This window comes from Rubrivivax benzoatilyticus JA2 = ATCC BAA-35, assembly GCF_000190375.1.
Lineage (GTDB): Bacteria > Pseudomonadota > Gammaproteobacteria > Burkholderiales > Burkholderiaceae_C > Rubrivivax > Rubrivivax benzoatilyticus.
Genome location: NZ_AEWG01000095.1, coordinates 1 through 16,973 on the forward strand (window position 1 = coordinate 1; position 16,973 = coordinate 16,973).

The 16,973-nt window shown below is 73.0% G+C and carries 16 protein-coding genes; 1 reads left to right on the forward strand and 15 read right to left on the reverse strand.

The window, feature by feature from the left end; all coding sequences use genetic code 11:
- Nucleotides 1-454 (forward strand): DUF2345 domain-containing protein (locus RBXJA2T_RS11140; RefSeq protein ID WP_009857473.1); only part of this gene is annotated, 454 nt, incomplete at its 5' end.
- Nucleotides 455-470: 16 nt separating this feature from the next.
- Here RBXJA2T_RS11140 and RBXJA2T_RS11145 read toward each other — a convergent pair.
- The 15 genes from RBXJA2T_RS11145 to RBXJA2T_RS11215 form a co-directional block, all read right to left on the reverse strand.
- Nucleotides 471-941, reverse strand: a complete 471-nt coding sequence (locus RBXJA2T_RS11145; RefSeq protein WP_029718479.1) for a thioredoxin family protein — start codon at nt 939-941, stop codon at nt 471-473.
- Nucleotides 942-969: 28 nt separating this feature from the next.
- Nucleotides 970-1,281, reverse strand: coding sequence for a DUF3325 family protein (locus RBXJA2T_RS11150; RefSeq protein ID WP_029718478.1), 312 nt, complete (start codon nt 1,279-1,281; stop codon nt 970-972).
- Complete coding sequence (locus RBXJA2T_RS11155; protein WP_009857476.1) at nt 1,274-2,941, reverse strand: PepSY-associated TM helix domain-containing protein; 1,668 nt, start codon at nt 2,939-2,941, stop codon at nt 1,274-1,276. Before RBXJA2T_RS11155 ends, RBXJA2T_RS11150 begins: the two co-directional genes overlap by 8 nt.
- An 11-nt stretch (nt 2,942-2,952) precedes the next feature.
- Nucleotides 2,953-3,255: a hypothetical protein gene (locus RBXJA2T_RS11160; RefSeq protein WP_029718477.1), complete on the reverse strand. Its 303-nt coding sequence runs from the start codon at nt 3,253-3,255 to the stop codon at nt 2,953-2,955.
- A 69-nt stretch (nt 3,256-3,324) separates the two neighbouring features.
- Complete coding sequence (locus RBXJA2T_RS11165) at nt 3,325-5,751, reverse strand: TonB-dependent siderophore receptor (RefSeq protein ID WP_009857478.1); 2,427 nt, start codon at nt 5,749-5,751, stop codon at nt 3,325-3,327.
- A gap of 82 nt (nt 5,752-5,833) precedes the next feature.
- Entirely contained in the window at nt 5,834-6,829 is a 996-nt protein-coding gene (locus tag RBXJA2T_RS11170) for a FecR domain-containing protein (RefSeq protein WP_237704882.1), read from the reverse strand.
- A complete protein-coding gene (locus RBXJA2T_RS11175; RefSeq protein ID WP_037290033.1) occupies nt 6,792-7,307 on the reverse strand; it encodes a sigma-70 family RNA polymerase sigma factor in 516 nt (171 codons plus the stop codon). Before RBXJA2T_RS11175 ends, RBXJA2T_RS11170 begins: the two co-directional genes overlap by 38 nt.
- Before the next feature lie 77 nt (nt 7,308-7,384).
- Entirely contained in the window at nt 7,385-9,814 is a 2,430-nt protein-coding gene (locus RBXJA2T_RS11180) for a TonB-dependent siderophore receptor (RefSeq protein ID WP_009857481.1), read from the reverse strand.
- 87 nt (nt 9,815-9,901) lie between these two features.
- Nucleotides 9,902-10,843 (reverse strand): FecR domain-containing protein, encoded by a 942-nt coding sequence (locus RBXJA2T_RS11185; RefSeq protein WP_009857482.1) that lies wholly within the window; start codon nt 10,841-10,843, stop codon nt 9,902-9,904.
- Nucleotides 10,843-11,346 (reverse strand): sigma-70 family RNA polymerase sigma factor, encoded by a 504-nt coding sequence (locus tag RBXJA2T_RS11190; RefSeq protein WP_009857483.1) that lies wholly within the window; start codon nt 11,344-11,346, stop codon nt 10,843-10,845. Before RBXJA2T_RS11190 ends, RBXJA2T_RS11185 begins: the two co-directional genes overlap by 1 nt.
- Before the next feature lie 77 nt (nt 11,347-11,423).
- Nucleotides 11,424-13,067 (reverse strand): PepSY-associated TM helix domain-containing protein, encoded by a 1,644-nt coding sequence (locus RBXJA2T_RS11195; protein ID WP_009857484.1) that lies wholly within the window; start codon nt 13,065-13,067, stop codon nt 11,424-11,426.
- Between the two features lie 9 nt (nt 13,068-13,076).
- Nucleotides 13,077-13,370 carry a hypothetical protein gene (locus RBXJA2T_RS11200; RefSeq protein ID WP_009857485.1) on the reverse strand — a complete coding sequence of 98 codons (294 nt, stop codon included), beginning with the start codon at nt 13,368-13,370 and terminating at the stop codon, nt 13,077-13,079.
- On the reverse strand, nt 13,367-13,642 hold the full coding sequence (locus RBXJA2T_RS11205) for a hypothetical protein (protein WP_009857486.1): 276 nt from the start codon (nt 13,640-13,642) through the stop codon (nt 13,367-13,369). Before RBXJA2T_RS11205 ends, RBXJA2T_RS11200 begins: the two co-directional genes overlap by 4 nt.
- The gene (locus RBXJA2T_RS11210) at nt 13,642-16,077 is read right to left on the reverse strand and encodes a TonB-dependent receptor (protein WP_009857487.1); all 2,436 of its coding nucleotides are present in this window, start codon (nt 16,075-16,077) and stop codon (nt 13,642-13,644) included. The genes RBXJA2T_RS11205 and RBXJA2T_RS11210 overlap by 1 nt, the downstream gene beginning before the upstream one ends.
- 139 nt (nt 16,078-16,216) lie before the next feature.
- Nucleotides 16,217-16,973, reverse strand: a 757-nt coding sequence (locus RBXJA2T_RS11215; protein WP_039956654.1) for a FecR family protein, incomplete at its 5' end; no start/stop codon positions are given.

Below are 16,973 nucleotides of genomic sequence, written 5' to 3' on the forward strand. Positions count from 1 at the left end.
GGACCTGCTGCTCACCGCACCGGCCGCCGTCGTCTGCACCACGCCCGGCGACCAGATCGACGCGGTCGACGAAGCCGCCGACCGGGTGGCCGGACGGCTCCAGGCGCTGGCCGGGCGCCGGCTGGACCTGCTGGCGGCCCACGAACTGCTGTTGTTCGCCGGCGGCGGCGGGCCCGGCGCGGGCGGCGGCGGGCTGGCGGCGCTGAGCCTGCATGCCGCCGCCGGCGACACGCGGCTGCACACGGCCGGCGCCGCCGAGCTGCACGCCCGGCAGGATCTGCGCGTGGCGTCGGCCGAAGCGGCGCTGGAGGTGCACGCCGCGCGGGCACTGGCGCTCGCGGCGGCCGGGGCCGCGCTTCAGCTGGGGCCGGACGGCATCGTGCTGAAGGCGCCGGGCAGCGTCGTGCTGGCCGCGTCGCAGGTGTCGCTGCAAACCGGCGGCAGCGGCGCCTGAGCGGCCTCGGCCCGGGTCAGCGGCCGCCGGCCGGGGCGCCGTCGGCCACGCGGGCGAAGAAGTCGTAGACCGCGCGATCGTCCATCTGCCGCGCGTTGGCCAGTTCGCCGGCCTTGGTGACGTAGAGCACGCGGCCGTCGGGCGACAGCACCGCCACCGCCGGGATGCCCTGCTTCAGCGGCACGCCGTAACGCTCGGCGACGGCGACGTTGTGGTCGAAGCGACCGACGTCGACCTTGACGACCTTGAAGCGGCTGGCGATCAGCGGCGCCGCGGCGCCCTGCTTGAAGGCCATGTCCAGCACCTTGCAGTCGCCGCACCAGTTGGCGCCGAAGACGACCAGCACCGGCTGGCGCGTGCCGGCGGCGGCCTGCAGCGCGGCGGCGATCTGCGCCGGCGCGTCGGCACGTTCGTCGTAGGCCGGTTCCGCCGCGGTGGCCGAGACGGTGGCGGCCGCGAGGGCCAGGCAGGTGATCAAGCGTCGCATCGTTTCACTCCCGGGGCGCGACTGTACGTCAGCGCCACCGCGGCCAGGCCAGACGCAGCAGCGCCGGCCGCCAGGCCAGCGCCAGCGCGACGGCCAGCGCCGCCGCGGCCAGCAGCATCAGCCAGACCAGCACGGCCATGCTTGGCGGGTCGGCGCGCAGGCAGGCCACGAGCGACAGCACGACCGCCGCTGCGCCCAGCAGACGCAGCACCCGCCGCGGCGCCGCCGCCGCCTCGCCCTGCACACGCTCCCAGTGTTCATCCATCGCCAGCGCCAGCCAGGCAAAACCCGCCAGCGCCGCCAGCGTCGCCACGATCAGCATCCCGGTGCTCTCAGACATGGCCGACCTCCGGCAGTGCACGCGGCGTCGTGGCGGCGGCACGCTGCGGTCGCGACAGCCGCCGCGCGACCCAGGCCGCGACGCCGGCCGACACCAGCAGCGCCAGGTCCAGCCCGGCCACCGGCCAGTAAGGCTCGGCGATCGTCTTCAGCAGGTGGTCGCCGGTGGTCACGGCGTTGAGCACGACCGCGGCCACGGCCAGCACGGCGATCACGATGCACTGCTCGCGCCATGCCGGGTTGGCACGCGCCTGCGCCACCGGCGCGCTGCGCCAGGCGGCGTGCAGCGCGGCCAGCGCCCAGGCGCCCCAGAACACGCCCTGCTCCCAGGTGCCGCGCGCCGGCAGGCCCTCGGGCAGCAGCCGGTTGGCGACGAGGATCGCCGCCGTCGCCACGAGCATGCCGGTGACGGTGGCCACCGCCAGCGCGTCGACGACACGCGCGCCCTGGCTGCCGTCGCGGGCGTGCTGGCGCTTGCGCTTCTCGACGAAGAGCACGAAGCCGGTGGCGATGCAGACCGCGCCCAGCAGCCCGCCCAGCACGTACAGCCAGCGCAGCAGCCAGTGGCGGAAGTGCTGCAGGTGCAAGCCGGTCAGGAACTCGTTGACGCTGTCGACCGCCGTGCGCGGCGGGTCCTCGCGCAGCAGCTCGCCGGTCGAGGCCTTGAAGTGCATGCCCTCGCCGGTCAGCGCGATGCGGTCGGTGCCGGCGCGGTAGATGCTGACGGTGCCGTTGACATCGCCGACGTGGCGCATCGTCAGGAAACCGACCTCACCGGCGCGGCCGCGTTCGGCCCAGCGGCGCTGCGCCTGCGCGACCATCGCGTCGACCGAGGCCAGCGGCGCGGCGACGCCGGCGCGCTCATGCGGCAGCCCGGTCTCGGCGGCTTCGACGCGCTCGTGCATCTCGTGCAGTTCGTGCAGCTGCGTGTGCGCCACCGGGAAGTACAGCCCGGCGAAGATCACCAGCCCGGTGAAGGCGAAGAAGAAGTGGAACGGCAGCGCCGCGACGCCGCTCAGGTTGTGCAGGTCCAGCGTCGAGCGCCCCAGGCTCTTCCACGGACGGAAGGTGAAGAACTCGCGGAACAGCCGCCGGTGCATGACGATGCCGCTGGCCAGCGCCGCCAGCATCACCAGCGCCGCCAGGCCGACGATCCACACGCCCAGATCCTTCCAGTGCAGGTTCAGGCTGTAGTGCAGCGGGTAGAAGAAGCGGCTGCCGATCTTCAGATGGTCGTCCGGCAGCAGCGCGCCGCTGCGCGGGTCGACGGTGCGTGTGCCCCAGACACGCTGCTCGGGATCGTGCGCGTTGGGCACCTCGTAGGAGGCGAAGACCGACAGCACCGGGTCGCGGTGCGTCGTGTAGGCGCCCCAGCTGGCGACGGTGTCCCAGCGTTCGGGCAGCGGGCCGTCGACCAGGCCGCGCAGCGCACGCACGTTGTCGGCGTCGGGCTGCATCTGCTCGAAGATCGGCTTGAGCATGCGGTCGAAAGACGGCATCGGCTGGGCCTCGAAACGCGTGGCCGGAATCGCCCAGCGGTCGATCTCGCGGTCGAAGACCGACAGCGCACCGAAGAAGAAGGCGACGGCGAGCACGTAACCCAGCACCAGGCCGAACCAGGTGTGCAGCCAGGCCATCGCGAGGCGGAAGTTGGCGAACATCGGCAGCTCCTTCAGACCAGCAGCGACTGAATGAACGACGCCGCACCGGCCATCGCCGCGCCGCCGGCCAGCAGCACGGCCCAGACGCGCACCAGGCTGCGCGCCGCGATCGCCCACAGGAAGACCGCGAGGTAGGCCAGGAAGGCCAGCATCGCGCTCAGGTGCTCGGCGTCGTGGAAGGCCATGCCGGCGGCGTACAGCCCGGCCAGGCCGAAGGCCGTGAGCCCCCAGCAGAAGGCGTAGCCGCCGACGACGGCGGCGAGCACGCGCGAAACGACTTGCACGCGGGAAGGAGAAACGAGGGTGGCGGCCATGCGGTGGATCCGGTCGGGTGCCGAGGGGCCGGCCGGCCAGGGGCGCCACCGCCCCCGCCGGCCGGGGCGTCAGAAGCGGTAGTCCAGGTTCAGCGCGACGGCACGCGCCTGGCCCCAGCTGTAGGTGCTGTAGACGCTGAAGATCGTGTAGTACTTCTTGTCGAACAGGTTGGTGACGTTCAGCCGCCCGGTGAGCCGCGGGCTGAATTGGTAGCTGACCATCGCGTCGGCCACCCAGTAGCCGTCGACCTCGTGGCGCACCGTGCCCAGCGTCGGGTGGCTCACGACGCCCCAGGTCTTGTCCTGCCAGCGCGCGCCGCCGCCCAGCGTCAGGCCGGGCACGGCCGCCGGCTTCCAGCTGCTGTACAGGCTGAACTGGTTCTCCGGCGTCAGCGTCGACACCTTCAGGCCGTCCTGGCGCGAGACCTTGTGGCTGTAGCCCGCGTGCAGCTGCCAGTTCGGCGCCACCTGGCCCGAGAGCTCGAGTTCGTAGCCCTTGGTGGTGACGCCGTCGATCGCCCGGTAGGCCGTGCCGCCGCTGGGCGTCAGGCCGCCGGTCTCCTGGGCGTAGTTGTCCTGCTTCAGGTGGAAGACCGCGGCGCTGGCGTTGAGCCGGCCGCCGAAGAACTCGGCCTTGACGCCGGCCTCGAGGTTGCGGCCTTCCTGCGGGTCCAGCGTCTTGCCGGCTTCGGTCTGCGCCGACTGCGGCATGAAGATCGTCGTGCCGCTGGCGTAGACCGAGAAGCGCTGGTCGAGGTCGTAGACGGCGCCGAGGTAAGGCACGACGACACCCGACTCGTCGATGTCCGAGGTCTCGTAGTTCAGCACGCGGGCGCCGCTGATCAGCTTCAAGTCGTCGCGCAGGTTCCAGCGCACGGCACCGTACAGGCCGTTCTCGCGCGTGGTCTCGCGGTTGCGGCCCTTCCAGCTGGCGTTGTCCCAGTCGGGTTCGGGCAGGCGGCCGTCCCAGGCGTCGTAGTCCGGCACCTCGTTGCTGCCGGCCCAGTAGCCGCGGTTGGTCCAGCGGCGTTTGGTGAGGCTGCCGCCCAGCACCAGCTCGTGGCGCCGGCCCAGCAGCTGGAACGGCCCGCTGGCGTAGACGTCGACGGCATCGGCCACCGTCTTGCCGACGTACTTGCCTTCCCAGGTGCTGATGCCGCTGCCGTCCACCGGGTCGGGGAAGCCCGAACCCGCCGAACCCAGCTCGGCGTCGTAGCCGTTGATCTGGTGGTTGAACTGCGCCTTGAGCACCCAGTCGTCGGCGAAGAAATGCTCGACGGTGGCGAAGACGGTGCGCGTGTACTGGTCCCAGTGGCTCCAGTCGGCGCCGTTGTTGAACGAACGCGGCCGGTCGTTGAAGCTGCCGTCGGCGGCGTAGATCGGGATGCCGCCCCAGGTCGAACGTTTCGGATCGTTGTTCTGGAAGTCGGCACCGACGGTCAGCAGCGTCGACGGCGTGAGGTCGGCCTCGACGATGCCGTAGAGCACCGCGGTCCTGCGCTCGTGGCCGTCGAGCTGCGACTCCTTGTGCTGATAGGCCGCCACGGCGCGTGCCCGCACGCGGCCGGCTTCGTCGACCGCGCCGCCGACGTCGACCTGGCCACGCAGGTCGTTCCAGGAACCGACGCCGACGCTGGCCTGGCCCTGGAAGTCGCGTGTCGGCTTCTTGCGGATCAGGTTGATCGTCGCGCCCGGTTCGCCGCTGCCGGTCAGCAGGCCGGTGGCGCCCTTCAGCACCTCGACACGGTCGTAGATCGCCATGTCGCTGAGCGTGTTGCCGGCCGAGTAGCCCGAGTCGCGGCGCATCGGGATGCCGTCGTACTGGAAGTTCTGGATCGCGAAGCCGCGTGCGAAGTACTCGGTGCGCTCGGAGTCGTAGGTGACGATGCTGATGCCCGGCGTGTGCGCCATGACCTCGTCGATCGTCGTCAGGCCGAAGTCCTCCATCTCCTGGCGCGTGACGACGCTGACGGTCTGCGGCGTCTCGCGCGGCTTGAGCACCAGCCGCGTCGCGGTGGCGATCGCACCCGGCGTGTAATTCCCCGAACCTTCGGTGACCTCGCCGAGCTGGTTGGCCGTCGCGGTGAGCGCCGGCAGCCCGGCGGCCGCCGCCGGCACGACGGCCGGCGCCTGCGGCGGCGCAACCCGCAGCACCCAGCCACCGCCGTCCTGGCCCACCGCCTGCAGCCCGCTGCCGGCGAGGATGGCCGCCAGGCCGTCGGCGGCGCCGTAGCGGCCGGCCAGGCCGGGGCTCTTCTTGCCGGCGGTCAGCGCGGCGTCGATCGTGATCATGAAACCGGCGCGCGCGGCAAAGCGGTTGAGCACCTGGTCCAGCGTGCCGGCCGGGATGTCGACCTGCAGGCCGGCGGCGGGAGCGGCGGCCTGGGCGTTGGCGGCGGGCAGTTGCGTAAAGGCCAGGCCGGCGAGCACGGCGGCACGGGCGATCGGGTGGCGCACGAAGGGACGGCGCACGGCGGAAACAAGGCCGGAAGGCATCAGGAATCCTTTTCGTCGGGAGTCAGCGTGGCCCGCCGGACGGCAGGCCTCATCTGCATTCCCGGACGAGCGCGAAAAAGTGCTACGCCCGGCCACGCGCCGGCTCCACGGTGAGCCACCAGCGTGTGGCGCGGGTGATGCGCAGCGGCAGCGCACGCAGCAGCGACCGCAGCACGGCGTCGGTGTCGGCCAGCGGGAACACGCCCGAGACGCGCAGCCCGGCCACCGCCGGGTCGCAGCGCAGCACGCCGCGGCGGTAACGCGCAAGCTCGACAAGGAAGTCGTCCAGCCGCATCTGCTCGGCGACCAGCAGGCCGCGCATCCAGGCCGCCGCAGCCTCGTCCAGCGCCTCGGGCGCAGCGGCGGCCGCGGTGTCGAACAGGCCCTGGAAGCCGGCGTCCAGGCGCCGCGCCGCGCTGCCGTCGCGCGGGCGCAGCTCGACGGCGCCTTCGAAGACCTGCACGCGGGTCGCCGCGTCCAGGCAGCGCAGCGCGAAGCGTGTGCCCAGCGCCTGCACGCGGCCGGCCGGCGTCTCGACGACGAAGGGGCGGCCTGTGGCGTCGGGCGCGGTGACGATGAAGACCTCGCCGGCGAGCAGGCGCACCAGGCGCTCGGTCGCGCCGTAACGCAGGTCGACCGCACTCGCGGTGTTCAGCGTCAGAAGGCCGCCGTCAGGCAGCCGCAGCTCGCGGCGCTCGCCGGTCGCCGTGCGCTCGTCGGCGCTGGCGAGCTGCCAGGCCGGTGTCTCGCGCAGTAGCGCGGCCGTGCCACCGGTACCGGCCAGCAGCAGCAAGGCGCGCAGCGTGCGGCGGCGGGCGTTGCCGGCGGTGGTCGTGCGCAGCACGGTGCCGGCGACTTCGGCCGGCAGCGCCTGTAGCCGGCCGCCGGCACGCTGCAGGCGCTGCCAGGCGCGGCGGTGGGCCTCGTCGGAGGCCAGCCAGGCTTCGAAGTCGCGGTGTTCGGCCTCGCCGGCGTCGCCCGACCAGAAACACACCTGCCACTGCAGCGCGGCGCGCTGCACCGCGTCGAGCCGCCGGCCCTCAGTCATCGTGGTCCAGCGCCAGGAAGCAGGCTTCACCGGCTTTCAGCATGTACTTGCGCACCGTCGCCACCGCGATGCCCTGGCGCGCGGCGATCTCGGCATAGGTCAGACCGTCGAACTGCGACAGCAGGAAGACCTCGCGCACCGCCGCCGGCAGCGCGGCCAGCGCCGCGTCCAGCCGCAGCAGCGACTCGACGGCCGCGGCACGCTGCTCGGGCGACGGTGCCAGCGCCTCGGGCATCGCGGCCAGCGCGTCGAGATAGGCACGCTCGACGAGCTGGCGCCGGTGGCGGTCGATCACCAGGCCCTTGGCGATCTGCATCAGGTGCGGCCGCGCCTGCCCCGGCGGCGGCGTGCGGCCGCTGACCAGCACCCGCAGATAGGTGTCGTGCGCCAGGTCGGCCGCATGGTGGGCGCAGCCCAGCCGGCGGCGCAGCCAGGCCTGCAGCCAGCCGTGGTGCTCGCCGTAGAGCAGGCTGACTTGCTGTTGCAGGGCGGGTTCGGCGGCACTCACGGCGGCTTCGGGCGCCTGGTGGCGGCGCACAAATAAGAATTGTTCTCATTCTATCCTGCCCTGCCCCGCCGAAGCCGTCAGTAGCGCAGGTTCAGCCCGACGTTGACGCTGCGCGGCGCGCCCCAGGTGTAGTGCAGCGCGCCCCAGTCGGTGACGCCGGCGAAGTACTTCTTGTCGAAGACGTTGGCGACGTTGGCGCTGACACTGAGGCGGCGGTCGATCTCCCAGCGCGCCATCAGGTCCCAGACCCAGTAGGCGTCCTGGCGCAGCCGGGTGGCCTCGGTGCCGGCCGAGATCGTGCTCTGCCAGCGCGTCGCCGCGCCCAGCGTCAGGCCGTCGAAGGTGCCGCCGCTCCAGCGGTGGCTGCCGGCCAGCTTGAACTGGTGGCGCGGGCTACTGCCGGCGCTTTCCAGGCTGCTGTCGTTGAGCACGTAGCTGCCCTGCGCCTGCCAGCCCGGCGCCGGCGCGCCGGCGATCTCGAACTCGTAGCCGTGGCGGCGTACGCCCGAGACCGCGCGGTAGATGCTGTCGCCGCCCGGCGTCAGCCCCACTTCCTCGGCTTCGTTGTCGGTCTTCATCCAGAAGAAGGCCGCGCTGGCGCTCAGGCGCTTGTCGAAGAACTCGCCCTTGGCGCCGATCTCGTAGGACAGGCCTTCCTTCGGCGGCAGCGTGCGTTCGGCGGCGTCCTTGGCGCTCTGGGCCTCGAAGATGCTGGCGTAGCTGGCGTACAGCGAGACCTGGCGCGAGACGTCGACGACGACGCCGGCATACGGCGTCGTGACGCCGTGTTCGGTCATGCGGTAGTTGTACCAACCGATGTCGGTGACGTCCTTCTGGCCGTAGTCGGTGACGCGCACGCCGGTGATCAGCTTCACCGGGTCGGCGAGGTTCCAGCGTGCGGCGCCGTAGGCGTAGCGGCGGTGGCGGCTGAAGAGGTCGTCGGAGGCCGTGTAGGCGCTCCAGTCGGGCTCGGCGATCGCGCCACCGCCGGCGGCGTAGTCCAGCGCGCTCGACTCGTTGGCGTTGGTGCGCTTCAAGGTCGTGCGGCTGCTCGACGCGCCGGCGCCCAGCAGCAGCTCGTGGCGGCGGCCGAGCAGCTCCAGCGGCCCTTGCACGTCGAGCGCGATGCTCTTGTTGCGCGCCTCGACGTCGCGGTATCGCGCCAGGCCGACGGCTCCCGACGCGCCGCGCAGATAGCCGAAACGCACGTCGGGCGTGTCGACGCTCTCGTGCGCCAGCTGCAGCCGGGCGCTCCAGCCGCCGTCAAAGCGGTGTTCCAGGCGCGCGAACAGGTTCAGCGTCTCCTGCTCGTAACCGGCCCAGGAGGCGCCGAGGTTGTAGGAACGCGGCTGCAGGCCGACGAAGGTGCCGTCGTCGGTGTAGGCCTGGATCGGCGTCGTGCCGCCGGCGCCCTGCAGTTCACGCTGGCGCCAGCTGAGGCCCGCGGTCAGCAGCGTCGACGGCGCGAGGTCGAACTCGGCCGTGCCGTAGACCAGCGAGTTGCGGGTCTTCTGGCGGTCGCGGAACGAGCCGGCGTCTTCGTGCGAGGCGACCAGCCGCGCACGCAGCCGGCCTTCGCGGTCCAGCGGGCCGGAGACGTCGGCCTCGGCGCGGTAGCGGTCCCAGCTGCCGGCCAGCACGCCGGCCGAAGCCTGGAACTCGGCCGTCGGGCGCTTGCGCACGAGGTTGACCGTGCCCCCCGGATAGCCGTCGCCGTTGACCAGGCCCGACGAGCCCTTCAGCACCTCGACACGGTCGATCTCGGCCATGTCGTCGCTGGTGTAGAGGATGTGGGTGTTCCAGCCCCAGCCATCGCGCGCCTGGCGCAGGCCGTCGGTCTGCAGGTTGACGTCGGCGCCGCGAACCGTGAAGGTGGTCATGTCGCTCTGGCGGCTGACGGTGACGCCGGGGGTCTGGTCCAGCACCGCGCTCAGCGTGTCCAGGCGGAAGTCGTCCATCAGCTGGCGCGTGACGACGGTGATCGATTGCGGCGTCTCGCGCGGCGTCAGCGCCAGACCGGTGGCCGCGGCGCTGCGGCCCGGCGTGGCGTAGCCGGCGCCTTCGCTGCGGTCGTCGCTGATCGCCGCGGCACGCGCCTTGAGCGCCGGCAGCGCGGGCTGGTCCGGCGACATCGGCGGCACGGCACGCAGGCCGTAGGCGCGGGCGCCCTGCGGCTGCAGCTCCAGCCCGCTGCCGCGCAGCAGGCGCTCGAAAGCCTCGTCCAGCGTGTGGCGGCCCTGCAGCCCGGCACTGCGCCGGCCCGCGACCAGCGCCGAGTCGAAGGCCAGCTGCACGCCGAAGGCCGCGGCGCACTGCGCCAGCGCCTCGTCCAGCGGGCCGGGCGCGATGCGCAACTCCTGCGCGCCGGCCTCGGCGGCGAAGGCGGCCGGCGGCGCCGCGACCAGGACCGCGCCGCAGAGCACGGCGATCGCCGCCTGGAGGGCCACGCCGGCGGCGCCGGCCTTCAGGGCAAAGGCGCGCGGGTGGCGCCCGGAGGTCTGCTTCATGTTCTTCCTGTGCTGGGGATGCGGCGGCCGCTCGGCACGCCTTCATCCGCTACACCGGACGAGCGCCGGAAAGTGATCACCTGCGCTTCAGCGCGGCGCCAGGGTCACCCAGAACCGCGTGCGCCGCTCGACGCGCAAAGGCAGCGTGCGCGCCAGCAGCGCCAGCGCGGCGTCGGTGTCGGCCAGCGACAGCGCACCCGAGACACGCAGCGCCGCCACTGCCGGGTCGCAGCGCAGCAGGCCGCGGCGGTGGCGCGCCAGTTCGGCCGCCACCTCGTCGAGCCGGCGGCCACGCGCCAGCAGCAGGCCGCGCTGCCACAGCGTGTCGTTCTCGTCGGCGGCGCCGACACCGAACACGCCGCCGGCGTCGAACTCGGCCTGCTCGCCGGCGTCCAGCCGCCGCGGTGCGCCGGCCGCCGGCTGCAGCTCGACCGCGTGTTCGTAGACCGCGACGCGGCAGCGCCCGCCGTCCAGCCGCACCGAGAAACGGGTGCCCAGCGCGCGCACGCGGCCGGCCGGCGTGTCGACGACGAAGGGCCGCGGCGAGGCCTCGTGCCCGGTCGTCACCAGGATCTCGCCGGCCCGCAGGCGCAGGCGGCGCTCGCCGGTGCCGAACAGCACGTCGACCGCGCTGGCGGTGTTCAGCACCAGCCGCGTGCCGTCGGGCAGCACGGTGTCGCGGCGTTCGCCGGTGGCGGTGGCGAGGTCGGCGCGCCATTCGTGCCACGGCGCTTGTTGCCAGGCCAGCCAGGCGGCCGGCGCGCCGACGGCCAGGCCGGCGAGCGCGGCCAGCGTGCGCCGCCGCCCGGCGCGCCCCAGGGCATGCAGCGCCTGGCGACCGGCACCGTCGGGCACACGCCCGAAGACCTCGAACACCGCCTCGGCACGCGCCCAGGCCGCGGCGTGCGCGGGGCTGCGCGCGCGCCAGCGTTCGAAGGCTTCGTGCTCGGCCGCCCCGCCCTCGCGCAGCGCCAGCGCCCAGTCGGCGGCTTCGGACAGCAGCGCGGCGGACGGCTCGGCGGGCGCCATCAGACGCAGGCCATGCAGGCGACCAGCGCCTTGTGCACGTGGCGGCGCACGGTGATGACCGGCATCGCCAGGCGTTCGCCGATCTGCGCCAGCGTCAGGCCGTCGAGTTGGGCGAGCAGGAAACACTCGCGTGTGCGCGGTGCCAGGCCGGCGAGCAAGGTGTCGATCTGCACCAGCGTCTGCAGCAGCGCCAGCCGCGTCTCGGGCGACGGCGCCTGGGCCTCGGGCATCGCCGCCAGCGCCTCCAGGTAGGCGCGTTCGACCTCGCGCCGGCGCCAGTGGTCGACGACCAGGCCTTTGGCGACGTGCGTCAGCAGCGCGCGCGGCTCGTCGCCGAAGTGCTCGCGCCGCCCGGCGAGCAGGCGCACGAAGGTGTCGTGCGCCAGGTCGGCGGCCTGCTGCGAGTCGTCCAGCCGGCGCCGCAGCCAGGCCTGAAGCCAGCCGTGGTGCTCGAGGTAGAGCGTGCGGACCTGGTGCTGGAGGCTGGCGTCAGGAGCGGACACGGGAGGGGCGCCGAGGATTCGAGGCCAATGAGAATGACTCTCATTATATCCAACGACTCGCCCGCCACCGTGCCGCGTCAGGCAGCCGCCGCCGGCCCCGACGCCGCCTCGGCTGCCGCCCGGCCCGACCACACGCTGTCCTCGGCCCCCGCCCGCACACGACGCGCGGTGGCGCGCGCCATCACCACGAAGACCAGCGCGCCGGCCGCCGCCGTCAGGTCGACGCCGAGCGCGGCGCCGCTGCCGTGGGCCCAGAGCCCGAGCGTGGGCAGCGCCCAGGCCGCCAGCGTCGTCGCCGGGATCGCCGCGGTCGCCGCGGCGGCGGCCCACAGCAGGTGCACCGAAGCGCGCGCCGCACCCAGCACGAAGGCCCAGGCGATGGCGCCGAAGAAGACGGCGTAGTAGACGAGCTGGTGCGCCAGCGTCAGGTCCTCGACGCGGCCGTACAGCCATTTGCCGGCCACCAGCGTCGCCGAGATGCCGACGACGCAGCCCAGTGCCACGCCGACCGTCAGCGCCGCCATCGCACGCACGTCGCGGCGCTGCGCCGGCAGCGGCACGTCGCCGCGGCGCGCCTTGCGCCGCGACTCGACCCACAGCAGGTTGCCGCTGTAGAACAGCCAGGCCCCGGCCAGACCGAGCACGAAGTACATCCACTGCAGCGGCGTGCCGCCGAAGGTGGCGAAGTGCAGCGCGAACACCGTGCTGATGGCCGTGAAGGCTGTCGTCTGCCGCCGGGGCAGGTAATCGGTGGACAGCACCCGGCCCGTGTACGGGTCGAGGACGGCAAAGCCGCCGGGAACCCGCGGCGACACCGTCGCTGCGTCGCGCCCCCAGATGCGCACCGTCGGCCGGGGCCCGTCCAGGCGGGCGTACTGCAGCATCGTCGGCTCGAAGCCGAGCGCGAGCGCACGCGCCTTCTCGACCAGCAGCGCCGGCGCCAGCATCGCCGCCGGGTCGCGCACGGCCGGTGCATCGCCGCTGCGCGGCGGCGCGAACGTGGCGCCCAGACGGCCGTCGTGCAGCACCCGGTCCTGCAAGGCGTAGATGCCGTCGTGGAAGGCGAAGCCCACCGCCGTCAGCGCCATCAGCAGATGGAACGGCAGGCTGACGATGCCGACGACGTTGTGCGCGTCCAGCCACATGCGCTTGAGGTTCCTGCCCAGGCGCAGCGCGAAGAAGTCCTTGACCAGCGTCGGCAGCAGCACGACGACGCCCGAGACCAGCGCCAGCACGTAGGCGACGCAGACCGCGCCCATCAGCCAGCGGTATTCGTCTCTGTCCACCGGCAGGCCGACGACGCGGTGCAGCACGTCGATGAACTCGGCGACACGCGAGCCGTCGGCCTCGGCGCTGCGCAGCGCGCCGCCGGCGTCGAGCACGGCAGCCATGCGCCGGCCGGCCAGCTCGTCATGGTCGTCGGCGCCGGGTTCGTGCTCGTCCCAGCTCAGCCGGCCGGCGCGGTGTTCGGCCGCCACCAGGTGCAGGCTGAAACCCTCGGCCGCCTGCGGGTGGGCCGCCAGCGTGCGCGCGATGAGTTCGGGGGCCGCGGCCAGCGGCGTGGCCTCGACGCCGGCGGCCGGCGGCGCGCTCCAGCGCTGCAGCGGCTCCTTGAACACCGTCAGCGCGCCGGCATAGAAGGCGATGAACAGCGCCAGCCCGGCGACGATGCCGGTCCAGGTGTGCACGCTCTTGTAGACACGGATGAAGTCGGTACGCATCGTGCCTCCTCAGAACGCGCGCGCCAGGGCCAGCGCGCCGAAGACCAGCGTGTTGGCCGCCACCAGCCAGAGCCAGGCGCGCAGGCCGCTGGCGAAGAAATAGACGCCCGAGAACACGCCCAGCCAGACCGGCATCACCGCCCACATCATCAGCTGGCTGCGCGCCGGTGCGGCCACGCCCGCCAGCGCCAGCCCGAGCAGCCCGCTGGCGCCGACGGCCAGCGTGAAGCCCAGCAGCAGGCCGGCCAGCGTCTTGGCGAGCCAGTCGCGGCGCAGTTCGCGCCGGCCCGTGGCCGCGCTCATCGGCCGCCTCCGCGCAGCGTGCGCCCGGCCCCCAGGTAAGGCAGCAGCGTGAACACCAGCATCGCCCAGGTCGCCAGCACCAGCACCGCGGTCAGCGGCAGCAGCGCCTGCAGCAGTGCCACCAGCGCGGCGGCCCACAGCAGCGCGCCGGCGGCACGCGCCGGCCGTGCCGGCCAGGCCCGAGCCGCCAGCCGCTGATGCGGCGACGCGAGGTAGACGCAGGCGCCGCCGGCGGCGGCCAGCAGCAGCCCGGCGGCCACGGCCGCCGCCATCAGAAGTCCACCGTCGCCGACAGGCTGACGGTGCGCGGCTGGCTCAGCGTCGTGAAGCCTTCGCCGTGGTAGGGCCCGGCCCAATAGTCCTTGGCCAGCAGGTTGACGACGCTGCCGCGCCAGGTGGTGGCACGCCCGGCGATCGTCGTCGTGTAACGCAGGCTGGCATCCCAGCGCGTCCAGCTCGGGATGCGCAACGTGTTCGCCGAGTTGAGGTACTGGTCGTCGGTGTGCACGACGCGCGCGCCGACAACGAGCCCCTTCAGCCAGGGCAGGTCCCACTCGGCGCCGAGGTTGGCCTGCCAGTCGGAAACACCGTAGGCGTCATGGCCGTCGTTGACGCCCTTGCTGGTGCGCACCTGCTTGCCGTCTGCCAGGGACAGACCTCCGAGCACTCTCACGCCGCGCCAGGGCTGGCCCATCGCGGTCCACTCCAGGCCGCGCACGCGCTTCTCGCCGTCGACCGAGTAGCGGTTGGCGGCGTCGGCGATCATGCTCGGCTGCGTGATCTCGTACAGCGCCAGCGTATGCGCGAAGTCGCCGCCGTCCCACTTCAGACCGATCTCCTTCTGCTTGGAGACATAGGGCTCGAAGACGACGTTGGGATTGGCCGCCGTCAGCGGCGAGGACCCGCCCTTGGACAGACCCTCGATGTAGTTGGCGTACAGCGCGAGCTGGCGCGACCAAGGCTTGACGACAAGGCCGACAGCCGGCGTTGTCACGTGTTTGACGTAATCGGCGCTGACGGCGCCCGTGCGAGCGTCGTAGCTGGTGTCACGCACTTCCTGGCGGCGCAGGCCCAGCGTCAGCGCGACGCGTTCGTCGAGCCAGGACAGGGTGTCGACCAGCGCGATGCCGCGCAGCTCGGTGTCGCCGGTCTTGGGCGACCGGCCGGGGTCGGCGGCGATGGCCACCGGGCCCGGCGCGTAGATGTTGGACGCGAAGCTGGCGCTGCGGGTGTAGATCATCCCGCTCTCCAGGTTCAGCCCGCTGACCGAGAACACCAGTTCATGGTGCAGAGAACCGGTGTCCAGGCGCGCGCGCAGGCCGAGGTCGTAGCTGGTGCTGGCCTTGTAGCCGTCCTGCTCGACGGTGACGCCGCTGAAGCTGCCGTCGGCGGCGACGCTGCCGGCCCAGGTGCCGTTGATGTATCCGTCGTAGTCGGTCAGGCGGCGCCCAAGGGCGGCGTAGACCTCGAGACGGTCGTCGACATCGCCCTCCACGCGCAGCGCGACGCCACGGTTGTCCATGCGCGAGCGCGTGCCGCGAAACAGGTTGGTCGAAGAGTCGGGCGCCTTGACGACTCGGGTGGCGAACGACGCCATCATCGGGCTGCCGTCCTCGGTGGTCTCGTGCACGTCGTAGACATCGAAGCTGGCACGCAGCCGCGGGCTGCGGTAGTCAAGCGCCAGCGCGCCCAGGGCGCGGCTCTTGTCCTGGCCCTCGATGGTGGTGCCGCCGTCGCGCCAGGCGCCATTGAAGCGCACGCCGAATGCACCATCGCTGCCGAAGCGGCGGCCGACATCGGCGTGCAGCCCGGCCTGCGAACGCCCCTCGTAATCCAGTGTCAGCCGCGCCAGCGGCTGCTCCCCGGCGCGTTTGGGCGTCAGGCTGACGACGCCGCCGATCGCGCCGTCCGGCGACATGCCGTAGACAAGGCCGCTGGCGCCGCGCAGGATCTCGACTCGCTCCACGAACTCGGTCGGCACGTGGCCGTAGGGCGCGACGCCATACAGCCCGTTCATCACCATGTTCTCGGCGGTGACGAGGTAGCCGCGCAGGAGCAGGTTCTCGGTCATGTGGCCGGCAGGCGTCATGAAGCGCACCGACGGATCGTTCTGCAGCACGTCGGCCAGGGTCTTGGCGTTCTGGTCGGCGATCAGCTCGCTGGTGTAGGCCACGGTGCTGAAGGGCGTGTCCATGAAGTCCTGGTTGCCGAGCACGCCGACGCGGCCGCCACGCGCGGTCTGGCGGCCATAGGCCTCGGGAGTGGCATCCGGATCCTGGATGCGGGAAGCGCTGGCGCGCACCGCCGGCAGGCTGGTGCCGGCCTCGCCGCCGGCGGCCGTCGGCGCGGCCAGCAGCACGTAGCCGGCCGGGGTGCGGCCGATGCGCCAGCCGCTGCCTTCGAGCAGGCGGGCAAAACCCTCTTCGACCGTGACCGCGCCGCTGAGCCCCGGGCTCGTCAGGCCCGCGATCTGGCCGGCGTCGACGACCAGCGCCACGCCGGCCTGCAGCGCGAAGCGGTTGAGCGCCTGCGCCAGCGGCCCGGGCGGCACGTCGGCCTGCAAGGCGGCGGCAGAGCCGGCCTGCGCGTGCGCCGGCAACGCAGCAGCGCCGGCCAACACGGCAGCCAGCGCCAGATGCGCGGCCAGGGCGACGGCGCGCCGTCGGGGTGCGCCGGAGGCGGCGCCGCGGTTCTTGATGCGGGACATGGACGGTTCCTGGACTCTCGAAGCGGATGCGGACCACCCGCGCCGCGACGCGGCGGGGCAACGGACCGGCGGCATCGCCGGTCTTCAGTTGCATTGACGAACGAGACGCCCGAACAGGAACCGGCGGCGGCGAAAAATCTCAGCCGGGCCTGTCGACCAGCACCAGCCATCGCGACAGGAGGCGCACGCGCAGCTGCGGGAAGCTGTTCTGCAGCAGTTGCAGCGCGCGGTCGGTGTCGTCCAGCGGCAGCACCGCCGAGACCCGGATGCCGGCGATCGCGTCGCGGTCGTAGCGCACCAGGCCGCGGCGGTGGCGTGCGAGCACGTCGAGCACCTCGGCCAGCGGCAGGTCGTCGGCGACCAGGCGCCGGTGCTGGAAAGCCTGTTCGGCCGCGCCGGCGTCGACCGCGCCCAGCAGCGTGACGCCACGAGCATCCAGCCGCGCGCTCTGCCCGGCGACGACGACGGTCTCGCCACCGGCCGCCGGCGGCGCGGTGCTGGCGGCGGTGCTGGACTCGATCATCGTCAGCAGCGTCGCGTCGGCGTCGCGCCGCACGATGAAGCGCGTGCCCAGCGCGCGCACGCGGCCATGCGCCGTCTCGACGACGAAAGGCCGAGCCGGGTCCTTGGCGACCTCGACCAGCACCTCGCCCTGAAGCAGCGAGACGCGGCGCGTGCCGGCATCGAAGCCGAGATCGACCGCGCTGCCGCCGGCCAGCGTCAGCCGCGAGCCGTCGGCCAGCACGCTGCTGCGCAACTCGCCGGGGCCCGTGGCCAGGTCCGCCAGCAGCGCCGTCGCCGGCTGCAGCCGCAGCAACATACCGATGCCGACGGCGACGAACAAGCCGAGCGCGGCGCCGGCCAGGTGCCGGCGCCGCGGCGTTGGCGCCAGCACG